16 protein-coding genes are annotated in these 18,965 nt (G+C 59.0%); 8 read left to right on the forward strand and 8 right to left on the reverse strand.

The window, feature by feature from the left end; all coding sequences use genetic code 11:
• Positions 1-69 precede the first annotated feature (69 nt).
• Together K3F49_RS11315 and K3F49_RS11320 are read right to left on the reverse strand one after the other, a co-directional pair.
• Complete coding sequence (locus K3F49_RS11315; RefSeq protein WP_234681002.1) at positions 70-1,023, reverse strand: amino acid--[acyl-carrier-protein] ligase; 954 nt, start codon at positions 1,021-1,023, stop codon at positions 70-72.
• A gap of 32 nt (positions 1,024-1,055) precedes the next feature.
• Positions 1,056-2,282, reverse strand: a complete 1,227-nt coding sequence (locus K3F49_RS11320; protein WP_234681003.1) for an acyl-CoA dehydrogenase family protein — start codon at positions 2,280-2,282, stop codon at positions 1,056-1,058.
• Positions 2,283-2,498: 216 nt separating this feature from the next.
• Between K3F49_RS11320 and K3F49_RS11325 the strand changes: the two genes are divergently transcribed.
• The 6 genes from K3F49_RS11325 to K3F49_RS11350 all read left to right on the forward strand — a co-directional run bounded on the left by K3F49_RS11325 (position 2,499) and on the right by K3F49_RS11350 (position 7,506).
• Positions 2,499-2,768 carry a phosphopantetheine-binding protein gene (locus K3F49_RS11325; protein WP_234681424.1) on the forward strand — a complete coding sequence of 90 codons (270 nt, stop codon included), beginning with the start codon at positions 2,499-2,501 and terminating at the stop codon, positions 2,766-2,768.
• 140 nt (positions 2,769-2,908) lie between these two features.
• Entirely contained in the window at positions 2,909-4,726 is a 1,818-nt protein-coding gene (locus K3F49_RS11330) for a long-chain-acyl-CoA synthetase (protein ID WP_234681004.1), read from the forward strand.
• Between the two features lie 34 nt (positions 4,727-4,760).
• The gene (locus K3F49_RS11335) at positions 4,761-5,006 is read left to right on the forward strand and encodes an acyl carrier protein (protein ID WP_234681005.1); all 246 of its coding nucleotides are present in this window, start codon (positions 4,761-4,763) and stop codon (positions 5,004-5,006) included.
• Entirely contained in the window at positions 4,993-6,372 is a 1,380-nt protein-coding gene (locus K3F49_RS11340) for a class I adenylate-forming enzyme family protein (protein ID WP_234681006.1), read from the forward strand. The genes K3F49_RS11335 and K3F49_RS11340 overlap by 14 nt, the downstream gene beginning before the upstream one ends.
• A complete protein-coding gene (locus K3F49_RS11345) occupies positions 6,365-7,090 on the forward strand; it encodes an SDR family NAD(P)-dependent oxidoreductase (RefSeq protein ID WP_234681007.1) in 726 nt (241 codons plus the stop codon). Before K3F49_RS11340 ends, K3F49_RS11345 begins: the two co-directional genes overlap by 8 nt.
• Before the next feature lie 200 nt (positions 7,091-7,290).
• Entirely contained in the window at positions 7,291-7,506 is a 216-nt protein-coding gene (locus tag K3F49_RS11350) for a hypothetical protein (RefSeq protein WP_234681008.1), read from the forward strand.
• 261 nt (positions 7,507-7,767) lie between these two features.
• On the opposite strand, the gene K3F49_RS11355 is transcribed toward K3F49_RS11350, so the two are convergent.
• The gene (locus K3F49_RS11355) at positions 7,768-8,022 is read right to left on the reverse strand and encodes a hypothetical protein (RefSeq protein ID WP_234681009.1); all 255 of its coding nucleotides are present in this window, start codon (positions 8,020-8,022) and stop codon (positions 7,768-7,770) included.
• A 539-nt stretch (positions 8,023-8,561) separates the two neighbouring features.
• Positions 8,562-9,254 carry a LuxR C-terminal-related transcriptional regulator gene (locus K3F49_RS11360; protein ID WP_234681010.1) on the reverse strand — a complete coding sequence of 231 codons (693 nt, stop codon included), beginning with the start codon at positions 9,252-9,254 and terminating at the stop codon, positions 8,562-8,564.
• 782 nt (positions 9,255-10,036) lie between these two features.
• Here K3F49_RS11360 and K3F49_RS11365 point away from each other — a divergent pair.
• Positions 10,037-10,912: a LuxR C-terminal-related transcriptional regulator gene (locus K3F49_RS11365; protein WP_234681011.1), complete on the forward strand. Its 876-nt coding sequence runs from the start codon at positions 10,037-10,039 to the stop codon at positions 10,910-10,912.
• Between the two features lie 1,120 nt (positions 10,913-12,032).
• Here K3F49_RS11365 and K3F49_RS11370 read toward each other — a convergent pair.
• Positions 12,033-12,557: a hypothetical protein gene (locus K3F49_RS11370; protein ID WP_234681012.1), complete on the reverse strand. Its 525-nt coding sequence runs from the start codon at positions 12,555-12,557 to the stop codon at positions 12,033-12,035.
• A 78-nt stretch (positions 12,558-12,635) separates the two neighbouring features.
• Positions 12,636-13,487, reverse strand: a complete 852-nt coding sequence (locus K3F49_RS11375; protein ID WP_234681013.1) for a polysaccharide lyase — start codon at positions 13,485-13,487, stop codon at positions 12,636-12,638.
• Between the two features lie 878 nt (positions 13,488-14,365).
• On the opposite strand from K3F49_RS11375, the gene K3F49_RS11380 reads away from it, so the two are divergent.
• A complete protein-coding gene (locus tag K3F49_RS11380) occupies positions 14,366-15,472 on the forward strand; it encodes a Wzz/FepE/Etk N-terminal domain-containing protein (RefSeq protein ID WP_234681014.1) in 1,107 nt (368 codons plus the stop codon).
• 754 nt (positions 15,473-16,226) lie between these two features.
• On the opposite strand, the gene K3F49_RS11390 is transcribed toward K3F49_RS11380, so the two are convergent.
• Both K3F49_RS11390 and K3F49_RS11395 read right to left on the reverse strand, forming a co-directional pair.
• Positions 16,227-17,600, reverse strand: a complete 1,374-nt coding sequence (locus K3F49_RS11390) for a hypothetical protein (protein ID WP_234681015.1) — start codon at positions 17,598-17,600, stop codon at positions 16,227-16,229.
• Positions 17,601-17,736: 136 nt separating this feature from the next.
• Positions 17,737-18,927, reverse strand: a complete 1,191-nt coding sequence (locus K3F49_RS11395) for a glycosyltransferase family 4 protein (RefSeq protein WP_234681016.1) — start codon at positions 18,925-18,927, stop codon at positions 17,737-17,739.
• Positions 18,928-18,965: the final 38 nt, after the last annotated feature.

The raw sequence follows: 18,965 nt of genomic DNA on the forward strand, positions 1-18,965 counted from the left end.
AGCTCCTCGATCCCGAGCGATCTCGGGATGTCCCTGGCGCATCGCACGTTCCTCCAATTCCGACGCCACCTACTGGCCGTTCGGCGGGAAACCGAGCAGGTCCCGCACCGCGGGCGGCCAGCCAGCAGTATTTCCGCCATGGGTGTGGAACATGGCGACGGCGAGCCGGTCCATTCCGAACGCCACGCAGGCGGTATGTGCCGGCTCGCCGGCCGCATCCACGATGCCCCATGTGGCGCCGAAATGTTCGCGGTGATAGTTGAAACTCATGCAGGCAGTCGGCTGCTCCTCGGAGCGCAGAGGCACAAGCAGTTCGAACTTCAGCGACAGTTGCTTTTGGCTCAGAGCCATCATCTGGCCGACCCGGCCGAAGAACGGATCGCTGGCGTAGTCGACCCTGAAGGTCAGTCCGAGATTCCGAGCGATCTCCTGCGCCCGCTCGATCCAACGCTCCCGGAACGTGAAGGTCTGATCAGGGCTGCCGATGCAGACGAATTCACGCATCCTGAAGGACTGCAGCCGGTCGAGATGGTGCGAGGGCTCGCGGCGGAAGCAATCTGCGGCTACGTCGAAATACCAACCGCCCGCGGGTACGGGACCGCGGCTCGCCGCGATCGGATAGACCGGATAACAGGCTGCTGGCGACAGCACGAGGTCGGCCGGTGAAAGCGACTGCGTCCAGTCGCCGCCGGCCTCGAAGCGGCTGACCGCTTCGTGGATCTCGCTATCCGTGCCGTGCAAGCCGCAAACGCAACCCAGCAGGTTCGGAAAGCTTTTCAGATAGCCCGACCTCTCAAGCTGCGCGCGGTTCATGACGGGGGGGAAGCGCATCACCTCGGTGTCCGCTTCGCGATGCCGCGAGATCAGCACCGCAAGCCGCTCTACGACGTCTTCATAGAGCGCGGTGCGACCATAGACCCCTGGAGAGTCCATCTCGTAGAATAGCAAATCGGCAAGGTGGTCCAGCGGATCGGACGGACGCGAAGTGGATTCCGTCGGCGCTGCAAACATGGCCACGTTCATATCGAGACCCATTTCCTTTCGAGAATCAAATATCAATCGCGCAGGGACTCCGGGACGGCGCTCATCAGCGTAGCTGTACCCACGCTGGCAAGGATGCGATCGTTGTTGATCATGATCGGCGCGGAAAGCACGTCGCGCAGGTGACGACCGATACTTACGTCGGTATCGTTGCGGTAACCGGACAGGCCGCAGGCCCTCATCGCGTGCATGACGGCCGCGACCGCGAGCTCGGAGGCGTCCACCTTGAGAAGATTGATCGAGGACTGGAAGTCGACGGACGACAGCGCGCGCTCGTCCCGTTCGTGCGCTTCATAGAACTGGAGATTCGCGGCGATCATGGCGCGCAGTTTCGTCAGCGTCATTTTGGCCGCGGTGAAATGCGCCGCGCCGGGCGGCATATTGCCCCCTGCGCCGCGGGCGGCTTTGCGGATGAAGAGCTGCGCTCGGTCCGCCGCCGCAGCCGCGATCCCCGTCCAGACCGAGGACCAGCACAGGTGGGCGACGGGCGTCATCGTCTGCGCATGGATCTTTTCGTATGCCACGGGGAATATCTGGTCCGCAGCGCCGCTGAAATTCAGCTTGAACCCGGCGCTGCACGTCCCACGCATGCCAAGCGTCTCCCACGCGAGAGTGGGTTCCAGCGTATAGTCGTCGCGGGTGATGGCCAGCAGCACCTGATCGGATCCGGCGGCATCGTCGGAGCGGCGGGCGACAGTGACGATGCCGTCCGCCTCGGCGCCGTACGAAATCACCGTCGCGTCGCGCACCAGCGAAATCTCGGCGCCGGCGCGTTCCACTGCGGCCGAGCTGAACCGTATGTTTCCGCCGTTCTGGCCTTCCGTGGTCGACGATGCCAGCAGCAGCTGTTCGGCAGCCACGCGGCGCATGAGACTTTCATGCCAACTGCTGCCCGCACCATGGCGGACCAGACACGCGATCTTGGTCTGATGCATCGCGAAGATCATCCCGGTCGAGGCGCAGGCGCGGCCGAGCGCGTAACACATGTCAGCCACCTCGGAGATCGATGCACCGTCTCCGCCTAGCTCGATTGGAATCTGAGCGCCCAGAAGTCTCTCCTTGCGCGCCGCATCGATCGCCTTCCGCGGGAAGCGCGCCTCGCGATCGACCGCCTCGGCCTCCGTCGCAGCGACCTGTGCGACAGTTGCCGTCCGCTGCGGGAACGAGGAGCCGTCGGGAGAGAACGCTAACCGGCCGATTTCCGTGGCGAGGTTGCGGAACTGGAGTTCCTGAACGCTCATGAGCCAGAGCCTCCCATTTCTTGGTTGGACGTCGCGAAAATCGACAACTAGCCCACTTCCCCCTGTTGCGTCGTTGGCGCAGAAGTAGGTGTCAAGCAGCTACCACTCCCGGTCGGGGTACCTCCGAAGCAGAGCTATTGACCGGAGGAGCAGTTGGGTATCGTCCACCCGATTGTGATTGTGATCACGCCCGGTCACGGCGAGGGGGTAGCCGAAATGCACGACCTTACCGTCAACATTCAGAACCGTGTCCTATCCGTCGTCAGGAGTATTCTCCAGCAGAACGCGATCACCGCCGACGTCCACCCGGAGTCGCGGCTGGTGGATATCGGGCTGAGCTCGATGGGCATGGTCGAGCTGATGCTCAAGGTTGAAGCCGAGTTCGATCTCATTCTTCCCCAACTCGCGATCACGCCCGAAAATTTTCAATCGGTGAAGACGATGGAGCGGATGATCCTCAACCAGCTCGGACCCGGGTCGGGATGAAGCCAGTTGAACAGAGATTCGGCTTCGACAACCAAGAGAGCGGCATCTACAATGATTGAAGGGTCGCGCTGGCCGCAACTTTGCCGACGAGCGAGCCGGTGCGCACGGACGTCGCTTCACCCCAATTGCAGGATCAGGTCGTGCAAGAAGCCGTGATCCAGCAGGCGACCAGACGCGGCGCTCCGCTGCGCGGACGCTCTGCCGCCAAAACTTGGCTGCAAGCCATCGCACTGACCGCGCGGCTCGAAGCGCAGCCGCATCGGTTGTTCGCCGACATCGTGGAAGAATGGGCACAGCGTCAACCCGGGCGACCTGCCTTGCTCTCCGGCGGCCAATCCTTCACCTATGGAGAACTCTCCGACCAGATCAACCGGTATGCGCGCTGGGCGCGGCGCCTCGGCCTTCATGCCGGCCGCACCGTCTGTCTGCTGATGCCAAACCGGCCGCACTACCTCGCCTGCTGGCTCGGCGTCAGCAGGGTCGGCGGGACGGTGGCACTGATCAACACCAGCCTGGTCGGCCGGTCGCTCGCCCACTGCATCGACGTCGCGCATGCCGATCACATCATCATTGCGGCCGATTGCGTGGACGCGTTCGAGGGCGCGCGCCCGCACCTGCACCGCGTGCCGCAAAGTTGGAACCTCGGCACCGGCGACCCACGCAACGATTTGGACGCCGCACTCGCCGCCATCGAGCCAGGTCCGCTGTCCTCCGCCGAACGTGGCGACGTCACGATCGATGAACGCGCGCTCCTTATCTACACCTCGGGCACGACGGGACTGCCGAAGGCGGCGAACGTCAGTCATCGCCGCATTCTCACCTGGGGCGGATGGTTTGCCGGACTGACGGACGCGTCCACCGACGATCGTCTCTATGATTGCCTGCCGCTCCACCACTCCGTGGGCGGCGTCGCAGCTCCCTGCAGCATGCTCCGCGCGGGCGGTTCGGTCGTGATTGCGGAGAAGTTCTCCGCCAGCAGCTTCTGGGACGACATCGTGCGTTTCGACTGCACCGTCTTCCAATATATTGGCGAGGTCTGCCGCTATTTGCTGAAGACGCCCGTGTCCGAACAAGAGGCGCGACACGGGCTGCGGCTGGCTGTCGGCAACGGATTGCGCGGCGACATCTGGGAGGCGTTCGCCAGCCGCTTCGCGATTCCGCAGATCCTCGAATTCTATGCCGCAACGGAAGGCAATTTTTCGCTGTTCAACATCGAGGGAAAACCCGGCGCGATCGGCCGGATCCCGCCGGTGCTGGCGCATCGCTTTCCCGCCTCGATCATCAAGGTCGATGCCGATAGCGGCAGTCCACTCCGCAGCGACGCCGGGCTCTGCATCGCCTGCGCCCCTGGCGAGACGGGCGAGGCTGTCGGGCGTATCGGCAGCGCCGATCGCGACGGCGCACCTTTCGAGGGCTACACGGATCCCGCCGAGACCGAGAAAAAGATTCTGCGCGACGTCTTTACCGACGGCGATGCCTGGTTCCGCACCGGTGATCTGATGCTGCGCGACGAGCAGGGCTACTTGCAATTCGTCGACCGCGTCGGCGACACCTTCCGCTGGAAGGGCGAGAACGTCGCGACCAGCGAAGTGAACGACGCAATAAGGGATTGCCCCGGCGTTATCGACGCCTCGACCTATGGAGTTGCCGTGTCCGGGGCCGATGGCCGCGCCGGCATGGCGACGTTGGTGGTGGACCGAGGTTTCGATTTCGGGATATTCAGAGAACACCTTTCGCACCGGCTTCCGCCCTACGCAGTTCCGGCCTTCGTCAGGCTGAGCCCGGTGCTCGAGGCGACCGACACTTTCAAGCAGAAGAAGCAGCGGCTGATACGCGAAGGATTCAATCCTTCTGTCGTGGATGATCCGCTGTTCCTGCGCGATGCAGCGACCGGCGACTATCGTTCGATCGACCGGGCCGTCTACGCGCGCATCGTTGGGGGCGAAATCAGGCTCTAACATCGGCCCGGAAAGCCGAAATGTGAGGTGTACCATGTCGGTCAAGTCGAAGATTTTCTCCGCGATGAAGCAGATCGCCGAGGAACAGAAGGTCACGCTTCCTCCGCTTGAGGACGATCTGTCACTGCACGAGACGGGGTTCGATTCGCTGGCATTCGCAATCCTGGTTGCGCGGCTGGAGGACGAGCTCAGTATCGATCCCTTCACTGTCGCCGAGGACGCAGCCTTCCCCTCCACCCTCGGTGAGTTTGTCCGAGCCTATGAGAATGTCCCCGCCTGACATCATCGCGCTGCGGCAATATCTCGGTGAGGGGCCGAAGGACCGCTCGATTTCCGATGCCCGGCACAGTGTATCGCTGACCGGCATTATCCAGCGCAGCTGCCTGACCGGCAGATCCTGCGATCTGTCCGGCCGCTCGGTCCTGCTCGCAACGTCGGGACAGCTACTGTCCGCGCTTGCAATGATCGAGCTCGACGGCGTCGCCCGTCGCGTGCTTCTGTGCCCGCCCGACCTCGATTGGGACCGCCTCCAGGTCCTGCTCGAGCAAGCCGAGATCGACACCATCGTCACCGATCGGCCGTTACACGATGCCGGCAAGTATATCCGTATCGGCATCGACCTGCCCGAGCGGAGGGACGAGGGATGGAAGGTCGACCGTGCGACCGAGTGGCTGATGCTGACCTCGGGGACATCGGGGCTGCCGAAGATTGTCCGGCATTCGCTCGATGGGCTTGCCGGCGCGATCATCGCCGAGGGGCCCGCACGCTATCGGAACGCAACCTGGGCGACGTTCTACGACATCCGCCGCTACGGCGGCCTGCAAATCTTCCTGCGAGCCTTGATCGGCGGCGGATCGATGGTGCTTTCGGAGCCCGGGGAAGCCATTGCGGCCTATGTGGCTAGGCTGCGCGCGGGCGGCGTCACCCACGTCTCCGGGACGCCGTCGCACTGGCGCAAGCTCCTGATGAGCGGCGCGGCCGCCAACTTCTCGCCGCGCTATGTCCGCCTGTCGGGCGAAATCGCTGACCAGGCAGTGCTCGACGGTCTGGCCCGGGCGTTTCCACAGGCGTCGATCGGGCACGCCTATGCCTCGACCGAGGCCGGCGTCGGTTTCAGTGTTGACGACGGGCGCGAGGGTTTTCCTGCCCACCTGATCGGGAGGAATCGAGACGGCGTTGAGATGAAGGTGGTCGACGGCTCGCTGCGAATCCGGTCCCTGCGTACCGCGCGCGCCTATGTCGGCGCCGAGGCGCCGCCGCTTGCCGACGCCGAGGGCTACGTCGATACCGGCGATATGGTCGAGCTGCGCGGCGAACGATACCACTTCGTCGGCCGGCGAGGCGGCATTATCAACATCGGCGGGTTGAAGGTGCATCCGGAGGAGGTAGAGGCCGTGATCAACCGGCACGCCTCCGTCCAGATGTCGCGCGCGCGATCGCGCAGGAGCCCGATCACCGGCGCCATTGTGGTCGCCGATGTCATCCTCGCCGACGGCACTGATCGGGAGCGCCACGAGACGATTCGCGCGGAGATTCTCAGCCAGTGCAAGGACTACCTGGCGGTATGGAAGGTGCCTGCGATGATCCGCTTCGTCGAGCTGCTCGACGTCACGGCAGCAGGCAAACTGGCGCGATCCGATGCGTAACGTCCTCGTCACCGGCGGCAGCCGCGGGATCGGTCTTGCCATCGCCCGCAGGCTCGCCGCGTCCGGCGACTACAATGTGGTCGCGGTGGCGCGCCGCGAGAGCGGAGAGCTTGCGGCTGCAATCCGCGAAGCACAGTGGCGCCTGCATTTCCGAGCCTGCGACCTTGCGGTGACTGATGCGATCCCGGTCTTCGCAAAATCAGTGCGCGACGAATTCGGCACGATCTACGGCCTCGTCAACAATGCCGGAATCGGCACCGATGGGCTGCTGGCCACCATGCACAATTCCGAAATCGAGGCCTTGATTCGCCTGAACGTACTGTCGCCGATCATTCTGACCAAATACGTGGCGCGCCATATGATAGCCGATGGTGCGGGGCGGATCGTCAACATTTCCTCCATCGTCGCCTCGACCGGCTACAGCGGTCTGTCCGTGTATGCCGCGTCCAAGGCCGCGGTTGCCGGCTTCACCCGTTCGCTGGCCCGAGAGGTCGGCAGGATCGGCATCACCGTGAATGCGATCGCGCCCGGCTTCATCGACACGGAATTGACCAGGTCTTTGGACGACGAAGGCCGTCGACGTATCACCGGCCGCAGCGCATTGCGCCACTTGCCCGAACCCGACGACGTCGCTTCCATGGTCGAATATCTTCTCGGCGAAGGCGGCCGGAACATCACCGGCACCGTGCTGACGGTGGACGCCGGCAACACCGCCTGACCGTCTCGGCGGCAGACGTGTGGCGTTGTGGCGCGCCGCGTTCATATGATTTCAAATAACGGTATAGGCTGACCCCGTGTAGGTAGTACCTATCCCCGGCAGTTGTCCAAGAGAGCTGTTTCTTGGCAACATTAGTATCTGCGCCCTCAGGGTTGAGGGAAGGCAATGACGATCCAGGACGGCGCTACTCGGAGGCAACCTTGTCGATTAGTCACACGCAGACCACTGAATGGGATGGCGAAGCGCTGAGCGGCTGGGCAAACCCTGGCGGAACCCCAACGAAAGTCCAGGCCCATGCCCCTGGCTTCAGTGACGCCCTCACTTGGGAGATCGGCCGGCATCGGCATGAGATTTTGGAGAAGTTACTGCCATTCTTCAAGCAGCAAAAGGGGGGACTCTCCAGCACGGTTGATTGAAGCATAGAATTCTTTGATGGTGATCTTTGTGCTGTTGATCGCATCCGCGTCACCCTCGACCGCGAGAGCTGGAAGCGAAACAAGAACTCAGACTGGCTGCTGCAACGTCAGACCTACAGCATCGCACGATCAATATTATTCAATGAGCGCGAGCTGGCCCTCAGCTTAAGCCTCAAGGTCGCCTCAGTCTGGCGACCGCTCCTCTCGGCTCAAAAGTACTCGAATGTCGACGTAACCTGACTGCAGGCCACGCACTTCATTTCAGTGCAGGCCCGTCAGGTACTCAAGCATCGTGTTGCAGGCCTCCTCGGCCTCCGTGAAAGTCGCAAACGCCGAACCACCGATCTTGATCGCGCCGTTACTCCGATAGAACGGCCGCCAGGACGCCACATAGCCGGCACGTCCATGAAAGCCAGAACCAGCAGGGCTCTCATACGTGATCACAAAGGAAAAGCCGTCGTCGGCCGCGCTCCAAATTTCCATGTCTTCGACGGCACGATGAAACTGAAGGGACATCAAGGTGCGCCCGCGTACGCGCTGTCAGCAGAGTTTAGTCCTGTTGGCAGGTCGGTCTGTGGGGAAGCGGCCCTGACCATGGTGGGCAGCAGGGAGGGCCAGGGCCGCCGCTCCAGATGTGCCCAGATCCACTCGGCACATCTCTGCGATCGCATCTGCTGCCCTTCGCTATCGCCCGCGACTTCGTTTTACCTGACAACGGACAAATCGCGATGGACCCAGAGCTGCAGATGACGAATGAATACACGACCCTCCCGATACTTTGGCTGCGATTTTGGATCAACCACCTGCCCCGACGGACTACCCCACTAAGCCTCCGGGACATTGACCTCGCCAATCAAGCGGCGCCCACACCAATCATATCCGGCGCACGGCAGCACCAGGCGTGTCGTTCCCCCCTAGTCCAGCCCGATGCCGCAGATCGTCAAGCAGATCCACCTGGATCTTTCCAGCCGGCGGCGCCGCATCCGTTAGTTTAGGGGCCGAAGGCCCATCGCAGCGGGAGCGTTGGCCGGGAATGGTGGTACGTGAAGATCCTCTCAACGCTCTCCACTTGTCGGGCCCAATCCGGGTTGCGGAGCCTTCTCCCGCAGGATGGTCGCACGATCATGTTCCACAATGGCGAGGGCCGCGAGCACTGTCCGATTGCTGATTTCAAGCTTTTGAAAGATATGGTGAAGGTGCACTTTGATGGTGCCGTCGGCGATGTTCAACCGCCGCCCGATTTCCTTGTTCGACAATCCTTCGGAGACCAGACGCATGATCTGACGCTCGCGGTCCGTCAGCGCTGTCAGCCCATTCTCCGAATTCGCGCCCTGCTCCTGCGACACGATCGAATCGGATGACGTCGTCGGCAGCAGGCTGTGGCCATTGGCGATCTGCCGCAAGTACTGCACCAGTGTCTCGGGTTCTGTCTCCTTCAGCACGATGCTACAGGTCGCGGGCGTCGCCGCGAGCACCAGTTCGCAATCTTCACTTGAGGCGAAAAAGACCAAATGTGTCGAAAGATTTTCTGAATTGATGGTTGAAAGAATTTTCAGCGCGGCGAGCTCGGGCATTGCCGGATCTACGATCGCGATATCGGGCGCCAAGTTCCGGATCGCTTCGATGCAGCTCGCGGCGTCGCTACAAGATGCAACGATGTTGAAATCGGCCGCGGCACCGAGCACGTTGCTAAGTCCCCGCAAGACGACCGGATGCCGGTCCGCAATGACTAAACTGGTATGTCGCATTGGGCGCTCCTCAGCGTGTCCCCCCCAAAAGATAAGCTCTGTGTCCCCGCCACTGTTTCATCGCCATCAATAAACTGATCCGAAATTTCCAATAGAACAAGCGATGCTAATGTCGCAACGTAATACATAAATACTTAGAGGTTAATGGGCACGCAGCTCTGCTCGCTTCCCGACTCTTCACCCTACAATTTGCGACCCGAACGCCCGTAAGAACCCGGAGATCGGACTGCGGCGGGCCAGCCTCTGCGGCTATCCAGTCCAGATAACGGCGCAATTCCTCAATGGTGCACGCCTTCGATACTTCAGCAGTCTTAAGTAGATCGATGCATCTCACTCGTACAAGGGATGTTTTCACGCATAAATTGCATCGCCAATCAAAAGCAATCGACAAGCTCTTCAATGTTGAAGGAGCATCATTACCCTAATTCGCTCAGAGGCTGCACCGAAAGGCAGTTTTTTGGACCGTAATCGCACGGGTATACGCACGCCCCAGTCTATAACGAACGATATATAGGGCGATCTGAAATTCGCATCTAACATTAATAAAGGCTTCAGCAATTTGAAGCGGTCGAAATCCGCCGACAACGTTCGGCAAAAAATGGGAGCATCAAAAGCGAGGTAGCCCGTTATTTTTGAAGACTGCAAGCCGAGCGAGAGCGACCAATCCAACATGGATTAGTTCGTCCGTCGCAAGGCTAAGTTGAGTTCGTTTCTGTTGTGTCATTCCCGTTGTGTCATTGCGTAGGCTGGAGGGTAATATGAGGAGGCGGCAATCTTACGGAATGGTTCTTATCGGAAAGAACGTTCTGATCAGAGAGGGTATCGCTAGAATATTGCATACGGCAAATTTTCGAATCCCGATATCGGCATCGAGCCCAGAAGAGCTACCAAGTTCATTTCAAGCTGAGCAACTGATGTTTCTCATTGTCCACACCGGCGATGATTTTGGTCTTGGGATAGAACAGATCGGATATATAAAGGACCGGTATCCCGATGCGCGCATCGCGATCGTGTCGGACAATTATCGGCCAGTCGAACTTGCCTCCGCGTTTCGCGCAGGCGCCAACGGCTACTTCGTCAACGTCAATTCGTGCGACGCTTTCATCAAGTCCGTTGAGCTCGTCACGATGGGCGAGACCGTCTTCCCGCCGGCATTTCTCTCGTTCGCTCTTGACGGCAATCGCGAACGCGAAACGGCCCCGTTCAGCGACAATGAGCACGTGATCTGCGTCGCGTCGGAGGACACGATCTCGCCGCAGCTCTCGCCGCGCGAAAAGGCAATTCTATCCTGCCTTATCGAAGGCGATTCCAACAAATGCATTGCCCGAAAGATCGATATCGCCGAGGCGACCGTGAAGGTCCACGTCAAGGCGATCCTGCGCAAGATCAGGGTCCAGAACCGGACGCAAGCCGCGATCTGGGGAATGAACCATGGGTCGCTGGTACGGGCAACAAACGGTCGCGCCCCCTCCGCCGTCGATGCAGGAGGAGGGATCGCGATCGCGAAGCCTGTCGAGATGATGTCCGAAATGGAGCAGCTCAAAGAGCCGGCTCCATTGGTTCCCCACTCTGGTCGCGTCGCGATCCATCCCGTCAACAGCCTACTTCACAAGGCCGTGGACCACGGGACTCGTGCCGCGGTACCGTTCTACAAGTAGACGCGGGGTTCGGAAGCGGCTGCCGTCGCTCGAACGGTCAGATCGCGGAGTAGAGGTGCGACGCTTTCGTTGACTCCGCGACGTCCAGGCGCACGGCAGCATGTTCCCTGCTGCTCCTGCATGAGTGTCCGCTCGAGATCGCGCGGACACTTCTCTCGGGAAGGCGCCGTACAGCGCACATGCCTGCAGGAGCCGGCTTTTTATCGCTTCCGCGGCAATTCCTGCTTGTATGTCGAAAGCAGCGAGAGACGTACCTGATGATCCTGCGCGGCGGTCTTGACCTTGGCCGTCACCCCCATGCCCCTTCACGAGCTTATCCTCCACCTGCATGCGCGTGCGGTCGATTGAAATGCGCGCCACATATTCAGCCCCCGGCCCTTCAGCTCGATGCTGCCTTGCGCCGCGGCTGACGTATCGATCTTGATGAGCGAAGCCGATGTCGCGGTAGGAGAGCATGGCCTCGATCGCGAGCTGGCGCTCGCTTGGAATCACGATGGCCGGCGTCCGCGCCGACTCACCACTCTTCCGACCGTGTGAACGACGAGCTGTTGCACCACACCCTCGACCCGCGCAGTCAGCCGCTGGAATTTCGTGCGTCGCTCCCCTCCAACTGCGGCTCCGGCCTACCCGGTTCCGCTCTGATGGGTGTCGTTCGTTTTGCAAGCTTGCTCGGCCATTTGGCGTACAAAGATGGCTCGTGCAATCAGAACGACTAAATCATTGGCTTGAAAGCGCCGCATCGCTCAAGATCGGTCGCGCCAAGGTGCTATGAACGCATTCTCCAACACCCCGCTGCTTGGTGCTATTCCCCGAACCAATCCGATAAAGTCCGCTAACATTGTGTCAATTGCAGAAAATCGGGTTCGTTCTGCAAAACTCCTGTCTAATCGCACTCCTTCTCGAGATAGCTGATCACTCGCATACATGCTCGCATTGCGCGATTGCGCCGCGCCAAAGCGCGCGCTTCGTATCGTCGAGCTTATAAGTAAATCAGGCACGACGCAGCGCACGCCATCAGCGCGGCTGCATCGGCAGTTGCCAGATCATTCCCTTTAGCAATCGGATCTGAAACTTCACCTCGTTCGGCAACAACCGCGCGGTTGAAGATCGCAACCTTGGCCTACCGCACGCGCGCCAAATCAATGGCACCATGAGCGGCCTCACACGCCATTGCGCGTTGAACGTAACCTGCCGAAGGACCCGCAATCTCCCTTGCCAATTCCTCGACCTGCCGCAGCACAATGGCGCCTGGTGTTGCGACAAGCCCGTGTCGATACGCATTGCGTGCAGCTCGCGCAACTCCAGCGCGCGAGCTCGGCCCCTTGCTTCGCAAGGCGTTCTTGCGGTTCGCCGCAATCTGCCGCTCAGTTGCCATCGCTTGGCTCAGCTCCGACGTTCCCAGCACTATCAGGTCCATCCAACCAGATCTACGCTCGGAAGAAACATTGCTGGAACACCCGGCGTGGGCGTTCGAAAACGACAGCAGCCATGGCGCGGCCGGGCACGAGCGCGAATTCAGAGGCTGCATACCAAGATCGGTCAGCTTCTCATAGGCCACGATTTTTGGGCGAAGAGGTCCGAAAGTTAGCAACCACAACAGCAGCCAAGGGTTGCGTGATGAAACAAAGCACGGCCGCTCTTCCATCTTGGAAGCCCGTACTCCTCACCAGGGGGTCCACTCAAATCCACAGCCTGCTGTTCAACAGAATTCTCAGTCAGCCGCTCAAAGCTCGCGAGCAAAAACGTCCGTAAAAAAAACTTCCCTGGTTTTGATTTCAGGAGGCACGCTTAAGTCTACCCAAGTGGGAGCATAGGCTCCGAACTCAAGATAGGGCGCAAACAAATTGTTGTAACAGTTCGGGCCGAGCTTCTGGAAAACTAAGTTGCCGTCTTTTTCGACCTCGACAATCCCATCCTCATCGAGCGACCACTTGGTACGAAAAATCCAACCGGTCCACTTTCCACGTTCAAACGGCTGTGACCAGGACTTAACATAACGAATGTCCCCTTTCCGATCGAACCACGTTGGCACCTGCCCCCAAGCTGTCATAAGAACCCAGCTATTGTTGAGCAAGCGCAATTCCAGCGGGGGAACCAGCCCCCCCTCACCTTTCCAACGGTCTGGCGTGTTGTGCATCTGCGTCACCACAACCTGATGATTATCGGACTGCCAATCCGGTGGCACGAAAATCTTCAATCCATACTCATAAAGTCGATGAAACTCTGTCGGCTTCAATCGGAATTCGGATCGATGACTCCCCCTAACGATGGGGTCATCGAAGTTTATCTCGAATCGCGCCGCGTTCTTAGAATCCCAGTTGGGGGCGTCAACGACCACTGCCGACCGATTACAGCAAACTTGTTTGGAAAAGCCTTTCCATTGTGAAAAATCGCGGGTTGCAAAATCATCGTACAGGGGGATGCTCCTCGTCATGAAAATGCTGCAAAATAAAAAAACGGCCTCAAGGGCAAATGCAATTAATACACAAAGGACTACGCCTGCGGTCACCAGCTTGACAAAGGGAATCCTGCGCATGCCATAACTCAAGTTCTCCTGACTCGACGCTTGATCCATAGCATTTCTCCCATACGCTCGACGCTTGATCCGTAGCATTTCTCCCATACGCTACCGGAGCGCAAAGGTGGATATCGCAACGCCCGCTCTTCCGGGCGAGGTACCTCCGCCGCTCGGCTTTGCCGACCAGGTCGACCGCCTGCTCCATTGCAGCCCGGCTGGGCTCGGCCGGCGCGACGCCGTGAACCCGGGCGGAAAGTTGAGCGACCTCCATCTCGAGTACGTCCTAGCGAAGCTCGAGCACGACCGGACCGGGTGTGCCGCCAAGCGGTTGTTCTCAGTGAACTTCAAGTCAGTCCGCCGAAGGCCGAGCGGAACCGCTACCGTCGGAGCCCCTTCGGATGATTGGACAATTTAGGCCCGCAGCGCCCAGGCTCAATCCTCCATCGTAGTTACTCCGTCGTATCCAATTCCACCCAGTGACTCGAATGCTACTGTTCGGCTGGAAAGCGAGATGGCTAGGAGTGACTGGTGGGTTATGCGTCCTTTACCAACTCGCCGGCCTCTACCAAGCTTCCGGCACATTCGATGGCGGGCAGGACGATTCCAGCCGGCGCCAGCAAGAATCGAATGGCCGCGCTGCTGGCGTTGGCAGCAGGCGCCCAATTTGTGCTCGTCGCCCTTGCGGCTTATTGCGCAGCCGTCCTCTACCATCGGCTGGTCGGGGGCTCGCCAACGGGCCGGCAACATGATGACGATCCGACTCTTCCGGTCCCCTCTCACCCCCTTCAACCAAGCATTCTGGCCAAGCACCTCATGCCAAAAAGGTTAGTTGCAATGCCTATCGATGCGGCTCCTGCATCTTTCGCCAACCGAACTTCTCCGCACACAACTCGAGCACCGTCCCGGAGCCTCAACTATCAGCCGTGGCAATGAAAATGCTCCAGACCAACAGCACAGAGAATTGGGAAAGTCGCGACAGTATGCCGCCGGAATTTCGCCCGGGGCCAGCCGTCTCACTAGCAGACGTGCTAGCAGTGCTGGCCTTCATCCGACGGCATCTACTGATCATGCTGCTGACGTGTTTGGCGGGGGTTGGCATTGCCATCCTGTACCTCATCATCGTGGTACCGACGTTCACCGCCAAGGCGCAACTCCTCGTAAACTCGAAACTGACCTTCGCGGACGCCGCGGCGCTGTCGACGGTCGTGGAGAGTCAGATCGCAATCATAAAGTCTGAGAGCATCGCTAACGCCGTGATCGAGAAGCTCAACCTTGCTCAAGACCCGGAATTTGCGACGGGCCAAGGTGGCGGCATGATATCAGGACTGCTCGGCTGGAGTAAACCGAAGACGGAAGCTAACGCCGCACGCTATGCCGTCGAACCGTTCGAACGAAAGCTTTCGGCCAAGCGCGTCGGTCCTACATATCTTATCGAGATTACCTTCGATTCCAGAAATCCGGATCGGGCGGCGCAGATCCTGAATGCCGTTGCAGAAAACTACATTACTCTTCAAATGAACAAGGCAGGCTTGCAGGGTGAGAAATGGGTTACTGATCGACTGAACGAATTGAGCACTCAAGCATTGACCACAGAAGCGGCCTTGAAGGACTACGATAGGAACAAGACGAATGACACAACGGATTCCGCTGGTAGTCGCGAGAGACTAGCCGCCGCCGCTGAATCATCAAAAAGCGCCTATGATAATTTTCGCCATGTGCTGCGTAAGACAGAAGCGACGCAACAACAAACCCCGCCGGCTTTTGAGGCGAGTCTCGTCACTGGAGCGTCGCCTCCTTTGAGGGCTACCTGGCCAAAACCTAGAATCGTGCTCGGAGTAGCGATCGTTGCAGGGTTGCTTCTTGGACTCGCTATAGGAATTGTGCGCGATCTGTCTGATCGCATCCGCACCAGCGGACAGAAAATTGGTCCACGCGCAGAGGATGGCAGGATCGAGCGACCTCTTCCGAACGGGATTCGCCGAGATCATCAACTTGATGCATCGGCAGAGACAAAGCCAGTGCGCCTCACGAGTTCGGGTTGAACACCGCCATCTCAACCGACGACCGGCGTGTGCCCCGCCGATGCGCGATCGCCCAAAGGAAGCCCTTGCTAGTGCGGCCACGACCGGGATCCGCACCGATGCCGTCGTCGACCGCGATCTTGCCCACGATTAGGATGATCTCGCGCAGAGCCGCAGCCTGAGCGGAGGAAGCTGTGCGGCCGCCTCGCCCGCCCAGAACGCAAGCATCGCGCACTTGATAACGATGCCCTGCGCGAGCAGCGTCGGGATGCATCGACGATGCGGCGCTGTATCGGCAGGTTCGACACCCGCCATCCGAGGCTCCGCGGCAGGCTGCCGATGACGGTTTCGAGCGCCCTTACTTCGAACGGCCCGCCTTGGGCACTGGCCTTATCACTGTCCATAAGGACAGTTCTCAATACCGTGACAAGGCGGCCTTCAGCGGACGCATACTGTCAGACGTAGTTTGTCTCACATGATCTCCTGGGACAAATCAACCAGGTGGTTCTCTGCATCTCACATCAACCGCAGTGTGGGGTGCGCTGCGCGCCAGGTTTTCCGCCCTTAGGCTTATCGCTTCGGAGAGGGCCGCCTTTGCGGAGTGTGCGTGTGGCGGATCATAAACCTCTCGAAGGACTCCCGGCTGGAAGTAGTGGCAACGGGCGCTCGCCAGCGTTGCACACTGGAAAGAAAAACAGCGGATCGCTGCCAAACGTTGCGGCGGCCACGCTTGGTATCGGCAACGGCTCGGCGCAGTGAGCTGTCTGCAAGCCAATCATTGACGAGGCGCCGCTTGGCTCGCCAGATACCGCAACCGCGCCAAGTTGATCATCATCGCAATGACCGGAAATACATACATGTTCTCAATTGTTGGAAGGATGTCACGCCCGGTCACCATACTAATCCCACAACCAAACATGCTCGCGAACAGAGCCCAATATAGGCCACTATTCAATCTTCGCCCAACTCGCCAGGCGGTAACTGTTCCAGCCATAAGGAACATTAGGGCCACACCGGTTAAAATCACCCCGCAATCAAGAAAGAATCCGATAAACGCATTATGCGCTACGGTTTTCTCTAACAGGGTTCCCGTGCTCCAGAGTTGGCTCGTCCCTATTCCGTAGCGACCGGCGCCAAACAGGAACAAGCCGATATTGCTCGTCCACTCCTCTAGCAGCGGACGCCAAATGTAATCAACTCGGCCGGTCAGCAAGGCATCGGCCGAGACGACGTCGGAACCGCTGCCAAATCCGATCGAAAGAAGGGCCTCAACGGTTGGTCCGCTCCACACTAACGACGCGATGCCAGCCGCCCCAGCACCGAAAACCAAAATGTCGAACCTGCGCCGCAGGATCAGGAACAGGGAACACGAAGCTACTACTGCGACAAGCGTTGTTCGGGACTCGAGGAGAAGAACTGCCAGAAGCGATAGACACAGGGGCGCGATCCAGAGAGCGCCGCGTGTAAGGGCTCGATAGAGCAACAACGGCACAGTGGAAATGAACATACTTCCAATTACGTTATAATGGGATCCAAAATACGTTATGCACAACTGGGCCATTTCGTCTCGGTCGCTATCGGTCATTCCGCCCGCGTGTCCTGAAAGCAGAACGGACGGATTCATCAGCACCACCGCGACGAAAGCTATTGATAGCAATAGTATCGAAAGGCAGATCACCGTCGTGATCTTCTCGAGCTCCTGAAAGGAGCACATGCGCCTAAGGATAAACAGGAAGGAGAGAGTGTAGAAGGTCGGCACAATGCAAGCCGATAGTATAAAGTCAACGTAGTCCCCTGGAATGCCAGGGAAGCGACTATGCAAAAGGGGCGCGTTTGGAACCGATCGAATGAGAGCAATGCCAAGAGTTGCGAAATACAGGAGAAAAATTCTGATGGATGTTCGTTCGATTTTGTCGGTCGCGTATAGGGGCGCAGTGTCGAACACCAGATAAGCCAAGACCACTGCTGATAATAAGTTGAAGGGTTTAAACCCTTGGATGCCGAACAAATTGTCCGCTAGAAATAGTGCGCCCTGGAAGGGCCACATAAACAAAAACAACAGAAAGAAGAATGTTCCGGCCTGCGCGACCGAACGCGGCAACGTGAGATGATAAGGCGCTCGGCCGTTGTGCGTCAAAGATGCAGTCATTGTGGACCTACGGATCTCACCGTCCAATAAACTCTCGACATCTCGCCTCACCGTGCGAAACCACCATCATTCTTATCGTCTGTATTGCCGTTGTAGTCGGAGCATCACGGCAACAATACACCGTTGTCAAAGTCGGCTAGCGCGCTGAAGGAAATTCTTCATTGCTTGTGAGAACATTTCGTTGTTGCCCTGGGCGTTTTGACTTAGCGACAAGAGGCGTCAGGGCCGCAATCAATTCGCGAGCTTTTGCCGTCGGCGAGTGATTGGCCTTAACATAGATCTGACACCGTCGAGCCACCGCGTTGTATTCGTTCGCGTCCATGTCCCAAAATGCCTTCACGGATTTGGAAAGTGCCGGTTCGTCCTCAGCCGATGCGCCAAGGATATGACGCAGGATGATCGAGTCCGGATCGACTTGCCGGCGCGTCACGACAGGTGTGCCCACGGCGAGCGCCTCCAGGAACACGTTCGAGAACCCCTCGAAATCAGACGTGCAGAGAAGCATCGTCGCTTCTGAAAGAAACTTTTGAACATCCGCCCGCCGAAGATGGCCGACCAGCTCGACGTTTGGCAGATGGCGCAGGCCATTCATAGCGTCCTGCGTCGGTTGATCAACATCTCGCTCTGGCATCCCCGCCACGCGGAATTTAACGGCTGGAAATTCCTGCGCGATTTGAAAAAGTAATGGCAGGTTCTTTCCATAGCGGAAGACACCGAGCCAGGCGACATATCCGCGTTCCGCGCGCGGCAAAGGAGCGGGCGCGTCCTCTGCCACTGCAACGGCGTTGTGAATGATGTGTATAGGCTTGCCCGGAAAAAGAGCCGCCAGTTTTTCGCGTTGATACTCGTTTTGACAGAGAAATGCTGCTGTTCGACGCCGAGCCCAGGAATAAGCGAACCATTCATAAGATCGAAGACCGATCTTGCATCGGTCATCGACGTTTACGTCGTTGACAATGCGATGAACGAACGGAATCCCCAGTTGACCAGCGACGAAAGCCATGATGGCGGTATGGATCGCACTTGCGCCTTGGATCACAATATCTGGATGATAGGCGCGGGCGGCTGCCAATGTTTTGGGGATGTATGAGTAGAAGTATTTCGCCACCCGCACCCCACGCGCAGGATCATAGGTTTCGATAAGTTTGATTTGCTGGCCCGAACCGACGTGAGCCAAAGCGCCCTTCCAGGTAAGGAGAGCGGCCTCGTGACCGGCGTTTTCAAGCGCGCGAAGCCATATTGAAAGTTGAACGGCCCAGCCGCCGATCGGATAGCTATCATCCTTCAGCAGGTAGGGAATGGAAAAATCTATCGCGAGAATTCGCACCTGACACCCGAGCTTTAATGGGACCGCAACAGGAATAG

Origin of the sequence: Bradyrhizobium monzae (assembly GCF_021458635.1) — a bacterium.
Taxonomy (GTDB): Bacteria; Pseudomonadota; Alphaproteobacteria; order Rhizobiales; family Xanthobacteraceae; genus Bradyrhizobium.